Source organism: Herbaspirillum sp. C9C3, assembly GCF_013359625.1.
In the GTDB taxonomy this organism is placed as follows: Bacteria; Pseudomonadota; Gammaproteobacteria; order Burkholderiales; family Burkholderiaceae_D; genus Herbaspirillum.
This window is the reverse complement of the sequence record NZ_JABFMQ010000007.1, coordinates 36108-56170: the sequence shown is the minus strand read 5'-3', so window position 1 is coordinate 56170 and position 20063 is coordinate 36108. Positions and strand designations below refer to the sequence as shown.

At 64.7% G+C, this 20063-nt stretch carries 18 protein-coding genes; 10 read left to right on the top strand and 8 right to left on the bottom strand.

What is annotated here, in order from left to right:
- Positions 1-8: 8 nt before the first annotated feature.
- Positions 9-1247 (bottom strand): MFS transporter, encoded by a 1239-nt coding sequence (locus tag HNO82_RS09025; RefSeq protein ID WP_175343460.1) that lies wholly within the window; start codon positions 1245-1247, stop codon positions 9-11.
- 108 nt (positions 1248-1355) lie between these two features.
- Between HNO82_RS09025 and HNO82_RS09020 the strand changes: the two genes are divergently transcribed.
- From HNO82_RS09020 to HNO82_RS09000, 5 genes are all read left to right on the top strand, one after another.
- Positions 1356-1886, top strand: coding sequence for an isochorismatase family protein (locus HNO82_RS09020; protein ID WP_008329331.1), 531 nt, complete (start codon positions 1356-1358; stop codon positions 1884-1886).
- A 218-nt stretch (positions 1887-2104) separates the two neighbouring features.
- Complete coding sequence (gene fnr / locus HNO82_RS09015) at positions 2105-2872, top strand: fumarate/nitrate reduction transcriptional regulator Fnr (RefSeq protein WP_008329332.1); 768 nt, start codon at positions 2105-2107, stop codon at positions 2870-2872.
- A 61-nt stretch (positions 2873-2933) separates the two neighbouring features.
- On the top strand, positions 2934-3704 hold the full coding sequence (locus HNO82_RS09010) for a phosphatase PAP2 family protein (RefSeq protein WP_175343459.1): 771 nt from the start codon (positions 2934-2936) through the stop codon (positions 3702-3704).
- A gap of 23 nt (positions 3705-3727) precedes the next feature.
- Complete coding sequence (locus tag HNO82_RS09005; protein ID WP_249776968.1) at positions 3728-4756, top strand: diacylglycerol/lipid kinase family protein; 1029 nt, start codon at positions 3728-3730, stop codon at positions 4754-4756.
- The gene (locus tag HNO82_RS09000) at positions 4756-5589 is read left to right on the top strand and encodes a metallophosphoesterase family protein (protein WP_175343458.1); all 834 of its coding nucleotides are present in this window, start codon (positions 4756-4758) and stop codon (positions 5587-5589) included. The genes HNO82_RS09005 and HNO82_RS09000 overlap by 1 nt, the downstream gene beginning before the upstream one ends.
- On the opposite strand, the gene HNO82_RS08995 is transcribed toward HNO82_RS09000, so the two are convergent.
- Positions 5590-7023 (bottom strand): PepSY-associated TM helix domain-containing protein, encoded by a 1434-nt coding sequence (locus HNO82_RS08995; RefSeq protein ID WP_217509857.1) that lies wholly within the window; start codon positions 7021-7023, stop codon positions 5590-5592.
- 162 nt (positions 7024-7185) lie between these two features.
- Positions 7186-7410: a hypothetical protein gene (locus tag HNO82_RS08990; RefSeq protein ID WP_008329347.1), complete on the bottom strand. Its 225-nt coding sequence runs from the start codon at positions 7408-7410 to the stop codon at positions 7186-7188.
- A 225-nt stretch (positions 7411-7635) separates the two neighbouring features.
- Between HNO82_RS08990 and zigA the strand changes: the two genes are divergently transcribed.
- The 3 genes from zigA (at position 7636) to HNO82_RS08975 (ending at position 10828) form a co-directional block, all read left to right on the top strand.
- Complete coding sequence (gene zigA / locus HNO82_RS08985) at positions 7636-8850, top strand: zinc metallochaperone GTPase ZigA (protein ID WP_175343457.1); 1215 nt, start codon at positions 7636-7638, stop codon at positions 8848-8850.
- 5 nt (positions 8851-8855) lie between these two features.
- On the top strand, positions 8856-9782 hold the full coding sequence (folE2, locus tag HNO82_RS08980; protein ID WP_175343456.1) for a GTP cyclohydrolase FolE2: 927 nt from the start codon (positions 8856-8858) through the stop codon (positions 9780-9782).
- A gap of 77 nt (positions 9783-9859) precedes the next feature.
- Complete coding sequence (locus HNO82_RS08975) at positions 9860-10828, top strand: M14 family metallopeptidase (protein ID WP_175343455.1); 969 nt, start codon at positions 9860-9862, stop codon at positions 10826-10828.
- Between the two features lie 13 nt (positions 10829-10841).
- Here HNO82_RS08975 and HNO82_RS08970 read toward each other — a convergent pair whose 3' ends face one another.
- The 5 genes from HNO82_RS08970 to HNO82_RS08950 all read right to left on the bottom strand — a co-directional run bounded on the left by HNO82_RS08970 (position 10842) and on the right by HNO82_RS08950 (position 17594).
- The gene (locus tag HNO82_RS08970) at positions 10842-11324 is read right to left on the bottom strand and encodes a GNAT family N-acetyltransferase (protein WP_175343454.1); all 483 of its coding nucleotides are present in this window, start codon (positions 11322-11324) and stop codon (positions 10842-10844) included.
- 28 nt (positions 11325-11352) lie between these two features.
- Positions 11353-11766, bottom strand: coding sequence for a GNAT family N-acetyltransferase (locus HNO82_RS08965; protein ID WP_175343453.1), 414 nt, complete (start codon positions 11764-11766; stop codon positions 11353-11355).
- Positions 11767-11924: 158 nt separating this feature from the next.
- Positions 11925-12707, bottom strand: a complete 783-nt coding sequence (locus HNO82_RS08960; protein WP_008329356.1) for an enoyl-CoA hydratase — start codon at positions 12705-12707, stop codon at positions 11925-11927.
- A gap of 18 nt (positions 12708-12725) precedes the next feature.
- Entirely contained in the window at positions 12726-13886 is a 1161-nt protein-coding gene (locus tag HNO82_RS08955) for an acyl-CoA dehydrogenase family protein (RefSeq protein ID WP_175343452.1), read from the bottom strand.
- A 126-nt stretch (positions 13887-14012) separates the two neighbouring features.
- Positions 14013-17594, bottom strand: coding sequence for an indolepyruvate ferredoxin oxidoreductase family protein (locus HNO82_RS08950; protein WP_502709271.1), 3582 nt, complete (start codon positions 17592-17594; stop codon positions 14013-14015).
- 540 nt (positions 17595-18134) lie between these two features.
- Here HNO82_RS08950 and HNO82_RS08945 point away from each other — a divergent pair.
- Both HNO82_RS08945 and HNO82_RS08940 read left to right on the top strand, forming a co-directional pair.
- The gene (locus tag HNO82_RS08945) at positions 18135-19079 is read left to right on the top strand and encodes a GGDEF domain-containing protein (protein ID WP_249776966.1); all 945 of its coding nucleotides are present in this window, start codon (positions 18135-18137) and stop codon (positions 19077-19079) included.
- Positions 19080-19171: 92 nt separating this feature from the next.
- A complete protein-coding gene (locus HNO82_RS08940; RefSeq protein ID WP_175343450.1) occupies positions 19172-20062 on the top strand; it encodes a PhzF family phenazine biosynthesis protein in 891 nt (296 codons plus the stop codon).
- The last annotated feature ends 1 nt before the right edge of the window (position 20063 follow it).

The window sequence follows — 20063 nt, the reverse complement described above, 5'->3', positions numbered from 1 at the left end:
CTCCGATGTTAGCGCAGACCCGCCGTGAGTGCCGTAGGTACGGCACGTCGGGACCACATCCAGCGCAAGGTGACCAGGGCCGACAGCAGCAGCACCGGCAGGATGGCGGTATTGAGCGTCTCCCAGCCGAAGCGGGCCAGCAAGGGACCGGCACCCAGCGTGGCCAGCGCAGTGGCGGCATAGCGCATGAGCTCGGCCAGGCCCTGGGTCTTGGCACGCTCGGAGGGAGCATAGGACTGCGCCAGCAGCGTGGTCCCGCCGACGAACATGAAATTCCAGCCTATCCCCAGCAGCAGCAAGGCCACGTAGAAGGCTGGCAGCGTGGTCGAGAACATGGCGATGAGGGCGCAGCCGAGGTTCATGCCCAGTCCTGCCAGCAGCACGGAGCCCAGGCCCATGCGCTGGATCAGGCGTGCGGCAAAGAAGGACGGCGCGTACATGCCCACCAGATGCCACTGGATGATGGCCGCGCCGTCGTCGATGCCATGGTGGCAGGCCACCGCCGCCAGGGGTGCCGCGGTCATGATGAACATCATCACCATCGAGCCCGCCACGTTGTTGGCGACCGAGGCCATGAAGATCGGCGTCCGCACAATGGCCGACAGCGGCCGCGCCGGGGTCAGGTCCTCCGCTGAGGTCACCGCCACCGGCCCGGCCTGGTCGCGATAGAACAGCAGCAGCACCAGCGCCGACAACAGTCCCATGCCCGCCACCACCAGATAGGCACCGGCAAACAACGCTGCCGCAAACCAGTCCTTGCTCCAGGCCGCCAGGGCCGGACCGATCAGGGCCGCGATCACGCCGCCGGCCAGTACCGTCGAAATGGCGCGGCTCTTGGCGCTCTCCTCGACAGCATCGGCAGCGGCCAGCCGGTAATACTGCGCAAAGGCCTGAAATACCCCCACCAGCGCCGTCCCCACGCAGAAGGTCCAGAACTGCGCATGCCAGACCGACCACACCGAAATCAGCCCGCCGATACAGCAACTGGCTGCCCCCAGCACGAAGGACAAGCGACGTCCCAGGCGCTGGATCAGGAAGGCGGCAAACCAGGTCACCACCGCCCCGGCCACCGTGATGAGGGCAAACGGCAGGGTCGCCAGCGCCTTGTCCGGGGCCAGTTGCCAGCCGGTCAGCGCGGTCAGGGTCAGGTCGATCGAGATGGCGCAGGTGAACAGGCCCTGGCACACGGCCAGCACGGCGGCGTTGCGGCGGCCATCGCGCGCTGCGGCAGACAAGGAGGAAAGCATGGATTTGCTCCGGAGGGTCAATGATGGAAAAATTGTCGGATTCCCACCCGTTTGGCGTCAATGACACAAGACCGTCAATTTCTGCCAACCCCACATGACAGGATTTCCATGCTGATCCATGCCCATCAATCGGCCCTGCTGGTGATCGACCCCCAGGAAAGACTTTTGCCTGCCCTCCACGAAGGCCGGGCCATGCTGGCGCAGCTGGTGCGCATGGCCAGTATCGCCCGGCTGCTGGGGGTACCGGTACTTGCCACCGAACAGATGCCCGCGAAGCTGGGCCCCAACCATCCGGAGATCGCCCGCCTGTGCGACCAGACCCTGTCCAAGCAGCATTTCGACGCCTGCGCGGACGGCTTGCTGCCGATCATTCCCCCGGTGGTACGGGAGATCATCGTGGCCGGCTGCGAAGCCCACATCTGCGTGCTGCAGACTGCGCTGTCACTGCTGCAACAGGGCTACCGCGTCCTGCCTCTGCTGGACGCCTGCGCGTCACGCCGTGCGCAGGACCGTGATGCCGCCTTCGACCGCCTGCGCGCGGCCGGTGCCACCCCGGTGACACTGGAAATGGTGGCCTATGAATGGCTGCGCGAAAGCGAACATCCGCAGTTTCGCGCCGTGCTGACAATGGTGAAGTGAAGCAATCGATGACTGGCGTAACCAAAAAACAAGTCAATGGCGGAAACGATGAAAGTTTCGGTTGCTCGCCCTGCAGATGCGTTTTGCAGGCAAGAACTGTGGTAAAAGTAGGGAAAAAATAGCTGCGCAGCTGCATGACAATGTGGCGCAATCACATATCATCACGCCAAACCCTGGCCAGCCGACGCCGCCACAACATAGAGGAAAATCCAACGCTTATGTCCAGCCTACCTGCCCACACGCCCATCCAGTCGCCGCCTCCGCTCACCCTGCACGCGCTGCGCGCCAGTTGCTCGGCCTGCAGCATGCACCAGTTGTGCCTGCCGATGGGACTGGACCAGGGCGACATGCAGCGACTGGAGCAGGTCATCAACCGCCGCCGCAAGGTCAAACGCGATGAGAGCCTGTACCGCCTCAATGACAAGTTCGACATGCTCTATGCCATTCGCCTGGGGCATTTCAAGACCTTCCAGGGCAATACCAATGGCGGCCAGCAGATTACCGGCTTCCAGATGGCCGGCGAACTGCTGGGCATGGATGCCATCGGCGCAGGCCACCACCTGTGCGAAGCCGTGGCACTGGAAGACAGCGAAGTCTGCGAAATTCCCTTTACGCGCCTGGAAGAATTGTTCCGCGACATGCCCACCCTGCTGCGTCAGTTTCACCGCATGATGAGCCTGGAGATTTCGCGCGAGCAACGCGTCATGCTGACCCTGGGCAGCATGACCGCCCAGCAGAAGATGGCCGCCTTCATGCTCAATCTGTCGTCCCGCTATGCCAGCCGGGGCTATTCCTCGACCCGCTTCCAGTTGCGCATGACCCGCGAGGAAATCGGCAACTACCTGGGCCTGGCCGTGGAGAGCGTGAGCCGGCTCTTGACCAACTTCAAGAAGACCGGCGTGATCGAGGTCAACCACCGCGATGTCGAGCTGTGCGATCTGGCGGCTCTGCGCGCCATCGCGCTGGGCAACGATCCCTGCGCCTGATCTGACCGGCACCACCCCGGCCCCTTGCCGGGGCACGGGGGGCTGAGGTTAGAATGGCCGGATGACAGAACGACACTCTTCTTCCGCTCCTTCCCTCCAGCGTTTCCTGCGCGCCCGCATGGCGCGTGACCACCACCTCGGACTGCCGCTCACCACGGGCCTGATGGCCGTGCTGGCCACGGCCATGCTGTTTGCGCTGATCGCCTATGAGGTCAGCAGCAAGGGGGAACTCACGCGCCTGGATCAGCAACTGGCAGACTGGTTCAACCAGCATGCCTTCTCCCCCTTGACCGAACTGGTGCTCGGCTATACGCATCTGCACGGCACCATCGACGTGCTGCTCATGGGGGGACTTCTGCTCTGGCACATGGTCCGCAAACAGCGCTGGGCCTGGGTTACCGACCTGCTGCTGGTGCTGCCCGGCGGCATGCTGTGCAATTTCACGCTCAAGCACATCTTCGCGCGCCTGCGTCCCCGCTTTGAGGACCCCATCCTGGTGTCGCACAGCTACAGCTTTCCCAGTGGACACACCATCGGTGCCACCCTGCTCTACGCCATGCTGGCCGCCTACCTGCTCAACCAGCCGGGCGTGACGGCGGCCATCGGCGCACGCCTGAAGACCGGCGAGCGCGGCGTGCAGGCCGCCGTCATTGGCGCAGCCCTGCTGCTGGTGGCGCTGACCGCCTTCAGCCGGGTCTACCTGGGCGCGCATTTCCTGAGCGACGTGCTGGGTGCGATGCTGCTGGGAACAGCCTGGTTCGCACTGTGGACGACCGTGGTGTTCACATGGCAGCGGCACTATTGCGCGCAGCCGCGCTCCAACAGGCTCTGAAACCACATTCCCACTCCCAGCGGATGACAGAACAAGACACGACCCAGGCATTGCCCGCCCGCCATGGCCACCCCGACCCGGCACGCCGCCCTGACGTGGTAGCCGCCATCAACGCCCGCGCCGGGGGCGGCCACGCCGAGGAACTGGCGACCCATATCACCGAGGCATTTGCACGTCATGGCCTGCACGCCGTGGTGCATCTGGCACGCAGCGGCGAAGACATGCTCCAGACTGCGCGCACTGCCGTGCGTGACAAGATCGCCGTAGTCGCCGTGGGCGGTGGCGATGGCAGCGTCAATGCGGTGGCCTCGACCCTGCTGGCCGATCCGCACTGCCAGAGTGCGCTGGGCGTGTTGCCGCTGGGCACGCTGAATCACTTCGCCAAGGACCTCAACATCCCGCTGACGCTGGACGAGGCCATCGCCAACATCGCCACCGGGCGCAGGCTCAAGGTCGACAGCGGCGAGGTCAATGGCGCGCCCTTCATCAACAATTCCAGCCTGGGTCTCTATCCCGACATCGTGCGCGAACGCGAGAAGCAGCAGGCGCGCCTGGGCCGGGGAAAATGGCTGGCCTTCACCTGGGCCGCCATGGGGGCGCTGCGGCGCTACCCCTTCCTGCGGGTGCGTCTGTCCATCGATGGCAAGGAACATTGGCGACGCACGCCCTTCGTCTTCATCGGCAACAACGAATACCTGATGAGCGGCCTGGACATCGGCAAGCGCTCCACCCTCACCGAGGGCCAACTGAGTCTTTACGTCTGCCACCGCACCGGACGCTGGGGCCTGCTGCGCTTGGCCCTGCATGCGCTGTTCGGTCGCCTGCAGCAAGCGCAGGACTTCGACGTGCTGACCTGCAGCGAGATCCACATCGAGACCCATAAAAAGCGCATGCGCGTGGCCACCGATGGCGAAGTCAATCTGATGCAGACCCCGCTGCACTACCGCATCCGTCCGGCCTCGCTGACGGTGATCGTGCCGCAGGCCGCGGTGCCGGAAACCGGCAACGACAGCCCACCCGGACTGCTCGACAAATTGCTGGGGGAGAACTGATGCGCACCCTCATCCATCTGTCGGACCTGCATTTCGGACGCACCGATCCCGAGATCATCGAACCCCTGATTGCCCAGGTGCATGAGTTGCAGCCAGACCTGGTGGTGGTCTCCGGCGACCTGACCCAGCGCGCACGCAGCAGCCAGTTCAAGCAGGCCAGGCAGTTTCTGGATGCCCTGCCGCTCCCCCGGCTGGTGGTGCCGGGCAATCATGACGTGCCGCTCTTCAACGTGGCCGCACGCCTGATGCAGCCGCTGCGCAAGTACAAGCGCCACATCACCGCCGATCTGCAGCCGCGCTATGTCGATGATGAAATCGCCGTGGTCGGCATCAACACCGCCCGCTCACTGACCATCCAGGATGGCCGCGTCAATGATCGCCAGATCGAACTGGCGCGGCGCGAGCTGGCCGCGGTGGGCGATCACCTGGTCAAGATCATCGTCACCCACCACCCCTTCGACCTGCCGCCGGGCCCGCAGCATCACGGCCTGGTCGGCCAGGCGGTACCGGCCATGCGCGCCTTCGCGCTGTGCGGGGCCGACCTGCTGCTGGCCGGTCACGTGCATACCAGTTCGGCCGTCAGCAGCGCCGGGCGTTATCACATCCCCGGTTATTCGGCCCTGGTGGTGCAGGCGGGCACGGCCACCTCCACCCGTGGCCGCGGCGAGAGCAATTCCTTCAACGTGCTGCAGGTGGAGGCACACCAGATCGTGGTGCATCGACTGGGCTGGCAGCCCGAAGTGAAGAGTTTTGCGCTGGCCGCATCGCAGACCTTCGTGCAACGCGGCAGTGAGTGGTTCGAGCAGAGCGCCGACGGCCAGCGCGGTGAATGATCAGACCGTAGCGCGGCCAGCGCGGGTATAACGGATCACATCCACCAGCAGGAACAGCAACAAGCTTGCGCCCATCAGTGGCAGGCTCCATCCCAGCAACAGCGCCAGCACCGCCAGCGTTGCACGCTGCACCGGCGCCAGCCGCATCACGGCCTGGATCAAGGGCGCCAGGCTGGCGCCCGCGGCCGGGCGGCGACGCCACCACATCATGTAGCCCAACACGATCAAGCCGGTCAGGGCCACCCCGAAGAGCGCCATCAGGATCTGGTTCGCGACGCCGAACAGTACGCCCATGTGCGCATCCACCCCCCAGCGGATCAGCTTGGCGATCAACGGGAAATCCGCAAAATCGGCCCGGCTGGTGATGGCCATGCGATCCGCATCGATGGCCACCGTATCCACCTGGGTCGGCCAGGAGCGATCCACCTCGCGCACCACCCAGGCCTGGTGAGCCGCACGTGGCGGACGAATCTCGATATCGGCCGCGTCGATGCCGCCGGCGCGGGCAATCTGCTGCACCATGTCGAAGCGGGCCGGGTCACCGGCCTCGGGCATCGGCATCGGCATGCCATGCGCGCCCATGTGATCGGCGTGCTCACCCATGAACATGGCCGCTGCGCCAGGCTGCAACTGCGTCGACACCGATGGCGTGATCCAGCCCAGTTGGGTACGCATCTGGCCCACGCGCTCACCGGCCCAGCGTGACCAGGTCAGTCCGGTGGCCGAGAAAAACACCAGTCCGAGCACGATCCACAAGCCCACCAGCGTATGGATGCGGCGCACGTTCAGCGGTCGCGCTACGCGCGCTGGGGCGCCGGTACGCCGCCGCCGACCGCGCCACCACAACCACACTCCGCCCAGCGCAGCCAGCCACAGCCAGGAAGCGGCCAGTTCGCTGTAGTTGCGGCCCAGCTCGCCCAGCATCAGGTTGCGGTGCAGGTAATCCAGCGTGGTCCGCAGCGGCAGCACGCCACTGGTGCCATAGACGACCAGGTCGCCCTTGACCTGCAGGCTCACCGGATCGACGAAGATGGCCCGGCTCTCCGAATCGCCCAGACCGGACTGGCTGAACATCACACGGGTATTCCATCCGGCGGCCCTGGCCGGTCGCACCGCGAACAGCCGCGCCTGCGGCCCCAGGAATGCCTGCGCGGCGGCCACCTGCTCGGCCAGCGGCCTGGCCTGGCCCGAGCTCTGGTTGTAGAGCTGGGTGGCATAGAGATGCGATTCGATCTGCGGGGTCAGTACGTAGAGTGTGCCGGTCAGCGCCGCCACCAGCACGAAAGGACCGACGAACAGACCGATGTAGAAGTGCAGGCGCAACAGCACCGCATGCAGGGCCGAGGGTGTCGCAGTGGCCGTACGGGCGGTCGGGCTGGCAGCGGTGGCGGGCGGGGAGGTGGTGGTCATGGCGGAGAGGATGGCGGGTGCCATCGACATGGATCAGGAGAACAGGGTCGCGATTGTAGGCCCTGCGGTGGCCCCTGCGAATGTGACAATTTGTCGCAGCGCCAATGCAAAAGAGCCGACGGAGGGATCCGTGCGGCTCTTCTTGCCTGTGCCCTGCAGCGCCGCGAAGACGGCGTCCGGTGGGGATCACATGGGATTTTCGTCGATCCAGTCGCCCGAAAAATCGAGGATGTAGGCGATCGCCTCGTCTTCGGTATCGAATTCATTGGTGGGCGCCTTGCGCTGGTAACGCAGCTTGCCACTGCCATCCTTGCCTTCGTGAATCACGAAGCAAGCCATGAATTTGCCGTTGTCGAGCTTCTTGATCTCCGGGATGACGGCGTTTCCCCTGTACGGGAAGATCTGGGACATGTGATGAAACCTCCTTGTTGCGAGGCGCAATGCTAGCACAAGCGCGGTTTTCCTACCGGCAGCCGGCACGCCGCCATCCCCCGACTACGCAATGCGGCATGCCGCCCCTATTTGCAACATGGTTGCATTTATGAGATATTCGCAACTCAGTTGCATTCATGCCGTTTTAGCCCATTCGCAGACGGCGACTTTCCCCGTCCACCCTTGCCCTGATTCCACACTCCCATGACCTCCCCCCAACGCCAGCCCGGCGACCGCCGGCTTCCCGTGACGGTGCTTTCCGGCTTCCTCGGTGCCGGCAAGACCACTCTGCTCAACCACATCCTGCACAACCGCGAAGGCCGCCGCGTGGCGGTGATCGTCAATGACATGTCGGAAGTCAACATCGATGCGGCCCTGGTGCGCGATGGCGGCGCCGATCTCTCGCGTACGGAAGAAAAGCTGGTGGAGATGAGCAATGGCTGCATCTGCTGCACCCTGCGCGAAGATCTCTTGATGGAAGTGCGCAAGCTGGCGCGCGAACGCCGTTTCGATCAGTTGGTGATCGAGTCGACCGGCATCTCCGAACCCTTGCCGGTGGCCGAGACCTTCACGTTCACCGATGACGAGGGTGCCAGCCTGTCCGATGTGGCGCGGCTGGACACCATGGTCACGGTGGTCGATGCCTTCAATTTCCTCAAGGACTACAGCTCCCAGGACAGCCTGCAGGAGCGTGGTGAATCAATGGGCGAGGAAGACAGCCGTACCGTGGTCGACCTGCTCATCGAGCAGATCGAATTCTGCGATGTGATCGTGCTCAACAAGCTGGATCTGGTCTCGCCGCTGGACCTGGAGCGGCTGCACGCCATCTTGCACAAGCTCAATCCGCGTGCGCGCATCGTCACCGCGCAGTTCGGCAAGGTCGCGCTGGACCAGGTGTTGAACACCGGCCTGTTCGATTTCGAACAGGCCAGCCAGGCCCCCGGCTGGCTACAGGAACTGCGCGGCGAACACATCCCGGAGAGCGAACAGTACGGCATCACCAGCTTCGCCTGGCGCGCACGCCGGCCCATGAATGCGCAGCGCTTCTTCGATCTGATCAATAGCGAATGGCCCGGCGTGGTGCGCTCCAAGGGATTCTTCTGGCTCGCTACACGCCCGGCCCATGCGGGTTCGTGGTCGCAGGCCGGTGCCGTCTGCCGTCACGGACTGGCCGGCAAATGGTGGGCCGCCGTACCGCGCGAGAAGTGGCCGCAGGATCAGGAATCCATCGATTTCATCCTGGAACAGTGGGATGACAATGTCGGCGATGCGCGCCAGGAGTTGGTCTTGATCGGCATGGACATGGATCAGGCGGCATTGACCACCAAGCTCGAAGCCTGCCTGCTCACCGATGCCGAGATGGCGCAAGGGCCGATGGGCTGGGCGCGCATGAGCGATCCCTTCCCCGCCTGGGAGTGATCGGCATGGCCCTGGTCCATCAACGTAGTCCCCTGCCCGACGTCGCCCGTGATGAACCCGCCAGCATCGCCCTGCCCCTGCATTGGGTGGGCATGTGCGGCATCGCCCTGCCGTTGCGGCTGGAAGACGGCACACGCTTGCCCGCCAGCGCCGAGGTCGCGGTGGACCTGCCCGATCCGCAGGCCAAGGGCATCCACATGTCGCGACTGTACCTGCTGCTGGATGCCTTCGCGCAACGATCAGGTCTGACGCCCGCCGCCGTGCGTGCGCTGCTGCGGCAGATGCGGGAGAGCCACACCGATTGCCAGTCACGTGCCGCGTTGCTGCGACTGGACTTCGCCTTGCTGCAGCAGCGGGCCGCGCTGGTCACGCCGGATCTGACGGGCTGGAAGAGCTATCCGGTCAGCCTGTCAGCGCAATTGCGCGATGACACGCTCGATATCCGCCTGAAGGTGAGCGTCGCCTATTCTTCCACTTGCCCCTGCTCGGCAGCGCTATCGCGACAGGCCTTGCAGGATGCCTTTGCCGCTGACTTCGCGCAGCAGGAGCTCATCGGTCGCGAGGTCGCGCTGGGCTGGCTCGCGCGCCATGCGAGTGTGGCCACGCCGCACAGCCAGCGCAGTCAGGCCGAGCTGAGCATTGCGGTCGGCGGCGATGCCGCGCAGTTCCCGCTGGTGGCATTGATCGATACCGCCGAAGCAGCACTGGGCACGGCCGTGCAGACCGCGGTGCGACGCGCTGACGAACAAGCCTTCGCTCTGGCCAACGGCGCCAATCTGATGTACGTGGAAGATGCGGCACGCCGCCTGCAACAGGCGCTGGAAGCGCGCTTTGCCGCGTGCTCGGTACGCGTGTCGCACTTTGAGAGCCTGCATGCGCACGATGCCGTGGCGACCGCTGCCACGCCTGGCTGGCAGGAGCCGCTGCGCTGATGCCGGGCCGCTGCGACTGGCAGCGCCGCCCGAACCGGGGTATCGTTGCCCTTTGCGCTTCCTCTGTGTGCCACCCGATGACGTCCGATTCCCTTCCCTCTTCCCTGCGCAGGCTGCAATATGCGGCCTTCGCCCCCGGCCCGCGCATGCTGGTCCTCGGTGCCGTGCACGGCAATGAAACCTGCGGTACCCAGGCCATCGCCCGCCTGCAGCACGAACTCGACAGCGGGCAACTGCGCCTGCAGCGCGGCCTGCTGACGCTGGTGCCGGTGACCAATCCGCTGGCCTACCAAAAGCAGCAACGCCAGGGCGACCGCAACCTGAACCGTAACCTGCGCCCGCACCCGGCCCCCGCCAACTTCGAGGACCAGCTCTGCAACGTGCTCTGTCCGTGGATCGATGAACACGAGATCCTGCTCGACCTGCATTCCTTCCATACCGGCGGCATGCCCTTTGCGATGCTCGGCCCGGAAGACAATGGCGGCGAGGTCGAACCCTTTGCGCATGAGGCCGCCGAAGCGCGCATGGTGGCGCACCTGGGCTGCCAGCGCGTGGTGGAAGGATGGATGGGCGCCTATGTGCGCGGGGTGGAGCGCCGCCGCCAGCAAGGCCATGCGGTTTCTCCCGACCTGCTGGACCGCCAGTATGGCGTGGGCACCACCGAATACGCGCGCAGCAAGGGTTTATACGGCGTGACCCTGGAATGTGGCCAGCACGATGATCCGCAAGCGCCGCAAGTCGCCTATCACGCCATCCTCCAGACACTGGCCCTGCACGGCATGATCGATGTGCCCCTGCAACCGCCGCTGGCCGACATCCAGCTGATCCGCCTGGTGGACGTGATCGACATGGAACATGCCGAGGACCGCTTCACCCGGGAATGGTCCAGCTTTGACCGCGTACACCAGGGTCAGTTGATCGGCCACCGGCACGGCGGCCAGGCGGTGCTGGCGCCGGGCGACGGCTACATCGTCTTCCCCAACCCGCGCGCCCTGCCGGGCAATGAATGGTTCTACTTCGGGGTCGACAGCCAGCGCCGGCTGTGAAGTCCCAAGCGCTTCAGCAGTCCAGTGCGTAGAAGCGGGAATCGACCACCATCACCGGGAAGGCAGGCGGCAGCGTGCTCTTCTCGATGAGCCGGAAACCGTTTTTCTCGTAGAAGCGATGCGCCGCCAGGAACTTGTCGGTGGTGCCCAGCAAAATCTGACGCACGCCCTGCGCGCGCGCCCAGGCGATGGCTCCGTCCAGCAGGCGCGCGGCCGTACCATGCTCCTTGCCGCGATGGCTGGCCGCCACGAACATCTTGCGCAGTGCCACCTGGGCGTTGCCGATATCGAGCAGGGAGATGGTGCCCACCACCTTGCCACCATCGAGCGCGACCCAGAAATTGCCATGGCCCTTCTGGTAAAAACCGGCAATATCCTTCAGGTCGGGCTGCCCCTCCAGGGTGATGGGAATGCCGAACTCTTCCTGCTGGATCGGCAGGATGACATCGACCACGCCCTGTGCGTGTTCCGGACGATAAGCTTGAATCTCGATCATGGTTAATCTTTATAAATGATTTATAGCGTTATTTAAGTTCACTTCCCGGCGTCAGCTCCCAGCAGCGGGGGCTGTGGGCGAAGCCGATATGACCGTAGTAGTCGCTCGCATCGGGGGCGGCCAGCAGGCGCAGGCGGCAGCGCGGCCCGAGGCGGCTGCGGGCGGCACGGATGAGTTCCTTGCCGATGCCCTGGCGCTGGTATTGCTCATCCACGGCCAGTTCCGACATGTAGCAGGCATAGACGAAATCGGTCACGCAGCGCGCCACACCGACCAGCAGATCACCATCCCAGGCGGTGGCCATCAGGCTGGCATGGGTCACCATGGCCTGCATGCAGTCGCGGTCCTCCAACGGACGGCGCGGGCCCAGCGAGGTGCGGGAAAGAATGTCGATGAATTGATCGGCGGTCAGGCGAAGGTCGGTACGGTAGAGGATGGGCATGGGCGCAGGCGGACGTGACGACGAAGCCAGTCACGTTAACACAAAAACATAAAACGCCGCAGAGCATGCAGCGCTGCGGCGTCAGATGAGCTTTGCGAAGACCAGCGGCCAATATTGGAGTCATGGCGCAGAAAACGTCAGGCCATGTGCCGAACTGTTCAGGCGTTTTTCCAGCTCGGTGCGCGCTTTTCGAGGAAGGCATTGACGCCCTCCTTCTGATCCTGCGTATCGAAGAGATCAACGAAGAGTTCACGCTCGGTCTGCAGGAGGGTGCCCAGCGGATTGTGACGCGCGCCCTGGATCAACTGCTTGCTGGCCGCCACCGACGACGGACTCTGCTTCTCGGCCTGCAAGGCCAGCGCCAGCGCACGTTCGCGCGCCTGGCCCTTGGGCACCACCTCTTCCACCAGGCCGATGCGCAGGGCGGTGTCGGCATTGACGCGTTCTCCGCACAGGATCATGCGCTTGGCCCAGCCTTCACCGACCAGCCAGGGCAGGTTCTGCGTGCCGCCCGCGCAGGGCAGCAAGCCCACGGCGGCTTCCGGCAAGGCCATCTGTGCCTGCTCTTCGGCGATGCGGATGTCGCAGGCCAGGGCGCACTCCAGGCCACCGCCCATGGCGTAGCCATTGATGGCCGCAATCGAGACGCCCCGGAAGCCCGACAAGGTCTCGAAGGCTTCCCCGAAACGGCGCGCCATCTCGCGCGCCATGGCCTTGTCGCCATCGGCGAAGAGCTTGAGGTCGGCGCCGGCGGAAAAGAACTTCTCGCCCTCACCGGTCACGACCAGGGTGTAGATCTCGCGGTCGGCGTTGAGGTCCTTGACCAGCCGGGTGAGATCGGCCAGGGCCTCGCGGGTCCAGGTATTGGCGGGCGGATTGGACAGGGTCAGCACGGCGGTGTGGCCGCATTTTTCCAGCTTCAGATTGGTGTAGGTGCTCATGCGTTTCCTCGGGATGGTTCAGCGGATGTCGTCCAGCGTGTCGCGGCCGAGCAGGTTGCGCGAGATGATCACGCGCATGATTTCATTGGTGCCTTCCAGAATCTGGTGCACCCGCACGTCACGGAAATAGCGTTCCAGCGGATATTCGCGGATATAGCCATAGCCGCCGTGCAGTTGCAGCGCCTCATTGCAGACGCGGAAGCCCAGATCGGTCGCCAGCCGCTTGGCCATGGCGCAATAGGTGGTCGCCTCGGGCGAGCCGGCATCGAGCTTGGTGGCCGCCAGCCGCACCATCTGGCGCGCGGCCACCAGCTCGGTCTGCATGTCGGCCAGCTTGAATTGCAGCGCCTGGAAGTCGGCAATCGGACGGCCGAATTGCTTGCGCTCCTTCATGTAGGCGTGGGCCGCGTCCAGCGCCGCCTGCGCCGCCCCCACCGAGCAGGTGGCAATGTTGATGCGCCCGCCATCGAGCCCCTTCATGGCGAAGACGAAACCCTCGCCTTCCTCGCCCAGCAGGTGGCTCACCGGCACCTTGACGTTGTCGAAGCTGATGGTGCGGGTGGGCTGGCTGTTCCAGCCCATCTTGCTTTCCTTCTTGCCGTAGCTGATGCCGGGGGTGTCACCCGGCACTGCGATGGCCGAGACGCCGCGCGCACCGGGGCCGCCGGTGCGGGCCATCACCACCAGCAGGTCGGTACTGCCCGCCCCCGAGATGAAGGCCTTGGAACCGTTGATGAGATAAAAGTCGTCGACCCGGCGTGCCGTGGTCTTGAGCGAGGCCGCGTCCGACCCGGAACCGGGCTCGGTGAGGCAATAGGAGCCGATCTTCTGGCCGGCTGCCAGCTGCTCGCACCACTCCTCCTTCAGTTCCGCATGGCCCCAGGTGGCGACCATCCAGCTGACCATGTTGTGGATGGTGAGATAGGCTGCCGTCGAGGTACAGGCATGCGCCAGTTCCTCGAAGACGATGGTGGCATCCAGGCGCGAGAGGCCCAGGCCGCCGACTTCTTCGGGCGTATAGAGTCCGCAGAAGCCCAGCTCGCCTGCCTTGGCGATCACGTCCAGCGGGAAATGCGCTTCTTCGTCCCACTTGGCCGCAAAAGGTGCCATCGCACGGGCAGCGAAGTCGCGCGCACTTTGCTGGAAGGCCAGCTGGTCCTCGTTGAGTTCAAAATCCATGCTTGTCTCCTGTTCATTGTTTTATCCAGGCCGTGCGGGCGGGCGCAGGGTGGCATGCCGCCTCGGGCCTTAGCTTAATGGAATTCGCGCCGGGCAGTTGTCACCGGCGCGACATTGGCCGCTCGCTCAGGCCGCAGCCGGCCTCACGCCCTGTACCTGGGCGGCCTGGGCGAAGTCGGCCAGCAACGTGGTCTGGCGTGCCTGCATCGCGAGCACGGCCTGCTGCTTGACGTGACCGAAGCCGCGCACCTGTTCCGGCAACTGTGCCAGGGCGATGGCCACAGGCAGGTTGGTGGAGGTCAGCTTGGGCAGCAGGTCCAGCATCATCTGGCGATACTGCACGATCAGCGCGCGCTCCATGCGGCGCTCTTCGGTACGTCCAAAGACATCGAAGAAGCCGCCGCGCAAGCCCTTGCAGCGGGCCAGCAGCCGCAAGGCGCTCATCATCCAGCTGCCATAGCGGGCCTTGATCGGTTGGCCCTGTCCATCCTTGCGCGCGAAGATCGGCGGGGCCAGATTGAAGCTGAGCGTGAAGTCGCCCTCGAACTGCTGCGCCAGTTCTTTCTGGAACTGGCCGTTGGTATAGAGCCGCGCCACCTCGTATTCGTCCTTGTAAGCCATCAGGCGCGAGAGATTGCGGGCCACGGCCAGAGTCAGCTTGTCGCTGCCCAGTGGCGCTTCGGCGGCGCGCACGGCTTCGACCACTTCCATGAACCGGGCGGCGTAAGACGCATCCTGATACTCGGTCAGCAAGGCCACGCGGCGCTTGATCAGTTGGTCCGGCGACTGCGGCAGATGCACCACCACCGGCTGGGCCGGCAGCGCGATCTGCTCCACGCGGCGCAGGTCAACGGCGGCACGGCGGCCCCAGCGGAAGGCGGTCTGGTTGGCCTCGACCGCTACGCCATTGAGTTCGATCGCACGCAGCAGCGCGGCTTCGCTCAAGGGCAGTTCACCGCGCTGCCAGGCATAGCCCAACATGAAGAGATTGGTGGCGATGGCGTCGCCCATCAAGGCCGTGGCCAGGCGCGTCGCATCGATGAAGTCGGCCTGCTGGTCGACCGATTCCAGGATCAGCGCCTTGACTTCCTCGACGGGGAACTGCCAGTCCGGGTTCCTGGCGAATTGTCCGGGCGGCTGTTGATGCAGGTTGACCACCGCCCGCGTCCGGCCAGGGCGCATCTTGGAAATGGCATCGAAGGCGCCGGCAGTCAGCATGTCGCAGCCCAGCACCAGGTCGGCCTCGCCGGTGGCGATGCGCTGGGCACGGATGGCATCGCGCCGGGCAGCAATGCGCACGTGCGAGGTGACCGAACCGTTCTTCTGCGACATGCCGGTCATGTCCAGCACCGACGCGCCCTTGCCTTCCAGATGCGCGGCCATGCCCATGAGTGCGCCGATGGTGATGACCCCGGTGCCACCGATGCCGTTGATGAGGATGTTGAAGGGCGTCTCGCAGGAAGGAATGGCCGGTTCGGGCAGCGCACCGAAATCATCGGGCGCGCCCTTCTTGTGGACGCCGGTGCGCGACTTCTTCAACTGGCCGCCAGTCACGGTGACAAAACTGGGACAGAAGCCCTTCACGCAGGAATAATCCTTGTTGCAGGAAGACTGGTCGATGACGCGCTTGCGGCCCAGTTCGGTCTCCAGCGGCAGGATCGAGGTGCAGTTGGACTGCACGCCGCAATCGCCGCAGCCCTCGCACACGGCCGCATTGATGAAGAGCCGTTCGTTGGGATCGGGAAATTCGCCTTTCTTGCGGCGGCGGCGCTTTTCGGCGGCGCAGGTCTGGTCGTAGATGATGACGCTCACGCCTGGAATCTCGCGCAGCTCGCGCTGCACGGCATCCATGTCCTTGCGGTCGTGCAGGCTCACTGCCTGCGGCAGGCCACTGCGGTCGGCGTAACGGCTGATGTCCTCCGAGACCAGGGCAATGCGCTGCACGCCTTCGGCAGCCATCTGCTGCGCGATCATCGGTACCGACACGGTGCCATCGACCGGCTGTCCACCGGTCATGGCCACGGCATCGTTGTACAGGATCTTGTAGGTCATGTTGACCTTGGCGGCAACGGCGGCGCGAATGGCGAGATAGCCCGAATGGAAATAGGTGCCATCGCCGAGGTTGGCGAACACGTGCGGCACCTTGGAGAATGGCGCCTGCCCGATCCAGGGCGCGCCCTCGCCGCCCATGTGGGTGGTCAGCTTGTTGAATTCCGGATAGATGGCGGTAGCCATCACGTGGCAGCCGATACCGGCCAGCGCGAAGCTGCCTTCAGGCACGCGGGTGGAGGTATTGTGCGGACAGCCCGAGCAATACCAGGCCGGGCGCGGCGGCGTGTTGACGGCCTTGGTCAGTACCGCATCCTTGGCATCGAGGAAGGCCAGGCGCGCCTTGATCAGGTCACTGGTATGGAAGCGCGCGATACGTGCAGCGATCACGCGCGCGATCTGGGCCACCGAGAAATCGGCCTTGGACGTCAGCAGCCATTCGCCGCGCGGCGCGACCCACTCACCCTTCTCGTCGAACTTGCCGATCACGCGCGGACGCACGTCGTCGCGCCAGTTGTAGAGCTGCTCCTTCAACTGGTATTCGACCATCTGGCGCTTTTCTTCGACCACCAGGATCTCGTCGAGGCCCTGCGCGAACTCGCGCACGCCCTCCGGCTCCAGCGGCCAGGGCATCGAGACCTTGAACAGGCGCAAACCGATGTCGGCGGCGAAGGCTTCGTCGATACCCAGCTCGGACAAGGCTTCCAGCACGTCGAGATAGGACTTGCCGGAGGCGATGATGCCCAGCCGCGCGCGCGGGCTATCGATCATCACGCGGTTGAGTTTGTTGGCCCGCGCGTAGGCCAGCGCGGCATAGATCTTGTAATCCTGCATCAGCGCTTCCTGCTTGCGCGCCTGCACGCCCAGGGTATCGGTGGAAAGCCGTGCATTGAGGCCGCCCGCAGGCATGACGAAATCGGTCGGCAGACGGATCTCGACGCGGAAGGGATCGGCATCCACCGAGGCACTGGACTCGACGGTGTCGGCCAGCGCCTTGAACCCCACCACGCAGCCGGAATAACGCGACATGGCCCAGCCATGCAGGCCCAGATCGAGATACTCCTGCACGTTGCAGGGATAGAGCATCGGGATCATCGAGGCCGAGAAGATGTGGTCTGACTGGTGCGGCAGGGTTGAGGAATAGGCCCCGTGATCATCCCCGGCCACCAGCAGCACGCCGCCCTGGGCGGAGGTGCCGGCGTGGTTCATGTGCTTCAACACATCACCGCAGCGGTCCACGCCGGGCCCCTTGCCGTACCACATGGCATAGACGCCGTCATAGTCGGAAGGACCGATCAGCTTGACCTGCTGCGTGCCCCAGACGGCGGTGGCGGCCATGTCTTCGTTCACGCCGGGCTGGAACTTCACGCGGTGCGCGGCCAGGTGCGGCTGGGCGTGCCAGAGGGCTTCGTCCAGTCCGCCCAGGGGCGAGCCGCGATAGCCGGAAATGAAACCGGCCGTGTTGAGGCCCGCCGCGCGGTCGCGGATCTGCTGCAGCATCGGCAGGCGCACCAGCGCCTGAATGCCGGAGAGATAGATGGCGCCTTCGGTGGCGGTGTATTTGTCGTCCAGACTGACAGGGGCCAGTCCGGAAGTGTCTGTCACTGGTCCGGTACGGTTGTCTGTCCGGTCAGTCAAGTGTGCGGTGACGGTATGCAAGCCGTCAGTCGCGGGGGTGCCGGGTGTCTGGTCGAGGACCGGCGAGTGAGCGCTCACTGGGGTCACAGCCTGTGCGCAGTCGCGAACGCCTTCTACGGTTGGCGTCGCCGCTGCGGCAGGCTCAGCTGCCGAACGGAATTGCATTGCTTGTCTCCAAAATTTTTGTTTCAGATAGCGTCTGCCATTACAGCACCGGGTACGGCACATCACTGCCAGACACATCGACCGTGGTAGCGGTCCACACAACAATCTCCGTCTCGAAAACTGCTGTGACTGAAGTCTATCCGCAGGTCCGCGGAATCCGGAAATACCGAATGAGGATAGGGGTATAAGAAAAAACGATAACCCGTTTTCGCTACCGCCTTCCTGCACCACCGCATTGCCTCATGACAATCTTTGGGGCGCGTGAGGCGGATTTCGACCGGTTTTTCATCTTCCTGACAGCAAGTCGCGTTATGCTAACCGGCAAATTTTTTGCACTGCATCGCTGCAGCATTTCCCCTCGACAACAACAGCACAACGAAGCCGCCACAGAGAGCCATGAGCAATCCCACCCAAGAACAGATGGAACCCGACAGCGCCGTCTACAAAACCCTGCTGGAATCGACCAAGGCGATTCCCTGGAAAATCGACTGGAGCACCATGCAGTTCGCCTACATCGGCCCGCAGATCGAGCAACTGCTGGGCTGGACGCCGGAGAGCTGGAGGACGGCCGACGACTGGGCCATGCGCATCCACGCCGAAGACCGCGAGGCGGTGGTCAATTTCTGCATCTCGCAATCCAAGGCCGGCGCCGATCACGAGGCCGACTACCGCGCCCTGACCCGCGATGGCGAGCACGTCTGGATCCGCGACGTGGTGCATGTCGTGCGCAATCCCGATGGCAGCCCCAATTCGCTGATCGGCTTCATGTTCGACATCACCGAGCGCAAGAAGACCGAGGCACGCCTGATCGAATTGCAGAAGGAGCTGGAAGCGCTGTCCTACCGCGACGGTCTGACCAACGTGGCCAACCGCCGCATGTTCGATTCGGCGCTGGAAGTGGAATGGGCCAATGCGGTCAGCACGCGCGCGCCGCTGTCGCTGATCATGCTCGACATTGATTACTTCAAGCAGTACAACGACCATTACGGCCACATCCGTGGCGACGACTGTCTCAAGCAGGTCGCGCAACTGCTCAGCCAGAGCGCCACCCGCAGCCGTGACTTCTTTGCCCGCTATGGCGGCGAGGAATTCGTGCTGATCCTGCCCGAGTGCGATGAAAAGGCGGCCCTGCAGGTCGCCCAGCGCTGCCGCACGCTGATCAATGAGGCCGCCCTGCCGCACGCCAAGTCGCAGGTCTCCCCGCACATCACCATCAGTCTGGGCGTGACCACCATCGTGCCTTCGCCGATGGACCAGCGCATTGCCTTCCTGGAACAGGCCGACCGCCGCCTGTACCGCGCCAAACAGTTGGGCCGTGACTGTATTGCCGTAGACGAGTGAACTGTACCTGTCTCGCAGCGAAGGCCATCGCTACAATCGGCCTTCCTGCTTGCGCTTTGGCGCAGGTTCCCTGACCTTGCTGCGAGACCCTCATGCCTGCCACCTACGCTTACCGCCTGCTCAACGTCTTCGCCGAATCGACCTTCGGCGGCAATCCCCTGTGCGTGTTCGAAGACGCGCGCGGCCTCGATGAGGCCACCATGCTGGCACTGGCCCTGCAATTCAACCTGTCGGAGACGACCTTCATCTTCCCCTCCACGGTTGCCGAGGCGCAGGTGCGCATCTTCACCACCGGTTACGAGATGCCCTTTGCCGGCCATCCCACGCTGGGTACGGCGCAGGTGGTGCGCGAGCTGCGCGGCTGCGGCGATGCCCTGACCCTGGAATTCAAGGCCGGCGTGGTGCCCGTCACCGCCCGTGGCGATGTCTGGACCTTTACCGCGCCCTGCCCCGGTGGCGCGCGCACGGCGCCCTCGCCCCTGTCGCGTGCCGAGGTGGCGGCGCTGCTGGCGCTGGAGGCGGGCGACCTGGCCGCTGATCCGATGTGGGTCGATACCGGCGCCGACCAGTTCCTCATTCCCCTGCGTTCCACTGCGGCAGTGCGCCGCGCCCGCCCCGACAGCGGCCTGCTGGAACGCTGGCCGGCGAGCAGTCTGGGACGCAAGACGGCCTATGTCTTCGCCTTCGATGAGGCCGCCCCGGATCAGGTGCTGGCACGCTACTTCTTCACCAAGCAGGGCGGTGGCGTGGCCGAGGATCCAGGCACCGGCTCGGCCTGCGCCAACCTGGGTGGCTGGCTCATCGCGACCGGCGCAACGCTGCCGGCGCGCTACGCCATCGATCAGGGTGCGGCCGTGGACCGTCCGTCACGCCTGCATCTTGCGGTCGATGCCGGGGGCGCAATCCAGGTCGGCGGCCGCGTCATCGAGATCGGACGCGGCACCGTCACCATCGATCCGGTCGGACAGACCATGCTGGCCTGAG

Excerpts from the sequence above, each read along its gene's own strand:
- HNO82_RS08990 (WP_008329347.1), bottom strand. The coding sequence starts at position 7,410 with ATGTCCCAGATCTTCCCGTACAGGGGAAACGCCGTCATCCCGGAGATC.
- HNO82_RS08955 (WP_175343452.1), bottom strand. The coding sequence starts at position 13,886 with ATGGATTTTGAACTCAACGAGGACCAGCTGGCCTTCCAGCAAAGTGCG.
- HNO82_RS08970 (WP_175343454.1), bottom strand. The coding sequence starts at position 11,324 with ATGATCGAGATTCAAGCTTATCGTCCGGAACACGCACAGGGCGTGGTC.
- HNO82_RS08995 (WP_217509857.1), bottom strand. The coding sequence starts at position 7,023 with ATGGCACCCGCCATCCTCTCCGCCATGACCACCACCTCCCCGCCCGCC.
- folE2 (WP_175343456.1), top strand. The coding sequence starts at position 8,856 with ATGGCCCTGGTCCATCAACGTAGTCCCCTGCCCGACGTCGCCCGTGAT.
- fnr (WP_008329332.1), top strand. The coding sequence starts at position 2,105 with ATGTCCAGCCTACCTGCCCACACGCCCATCCAGTCGCCGCCTCCGCTC.
- HNO82_RS08940 (WP_175343450.1), top strand. The coding sequence starts at position 19,172 with ATGCCTGCCACCTACGCTTACCGCCTGCTCAACGTCTTCGCCGAATCG.
- HNO82_RS09010 (WP_175343459.1), top strand. The coding sequence starts at position 2,934 with ATGACAGAACGACACTCTTCTTCCGCTCCTTCCCTCCAGCGTTTCCTG.
- zigA (WP_175343457.1), top strand. The coding sequence starts at position 7,636 with ATGACCTCCCCCCAACGCCAGCCCGGCGACCGCCGGCTTCCCGTGACG.
- HNO82_RS08975 (WP_175343455.1), top strand. The coding sequence starts at position 9,860 with ATGACGTCCGATTCCCTTCCCTCTTCCCTGCGCAGGCTGCAATATGCG.
- HNO82_RS09020 (WP_008329331.1), top strand. The coding sequence starts at position 1,356 with ATGCTGATCCATGCCCATCAATCGGCCCTGCTGGTGATCGACCCCCAG.
- HNO82_RS08965 (WP_175343453.1), bottom strand. The coding sequence starts at position 11,766 with ATGCCCATCCTCTACCGTACCGACCTTCGCCTGACCGCCGATCAATTC.
- HNO82_RS08960 (WP_008329356.1), bottom strand. The coding sequence starts at position 12,707 with ATGAGCACCTACACCAATCTGAAGCTGGAAAAATGCGGCCACACCGCC.
- HNO82_RS09025 (WP_175343460.1), bottom strand. The coding sequence starts at position 1,247 with ATGCTTTCCTCCTTGTCTGCCGCAGCGCGCGATGGCCGCCGCAACGCC.
- HNO82_RS08945 (WP_249776966.1), top strand. The coding sequence starts at position 18,135 with ATGAGCAATCCCACCCAAGAACAGATGGAACCCGACAGCGCCGTCTAC.
- HNO82_RS09000 (WP_175343458.1), top strand. The coding sequence starts at position 4,756 with ATGCGCACCCTCATCCATCTGTCGGACCTGCATTTCGGACGCACCGAT.
- HNO82_RS09005 (WP_249776968.1), top strand. The coding sequence starts at position 3,728 with ATGACAGAACAAGACACGACCCAGGCATTGCCCGCCCGCCATGGCCAC.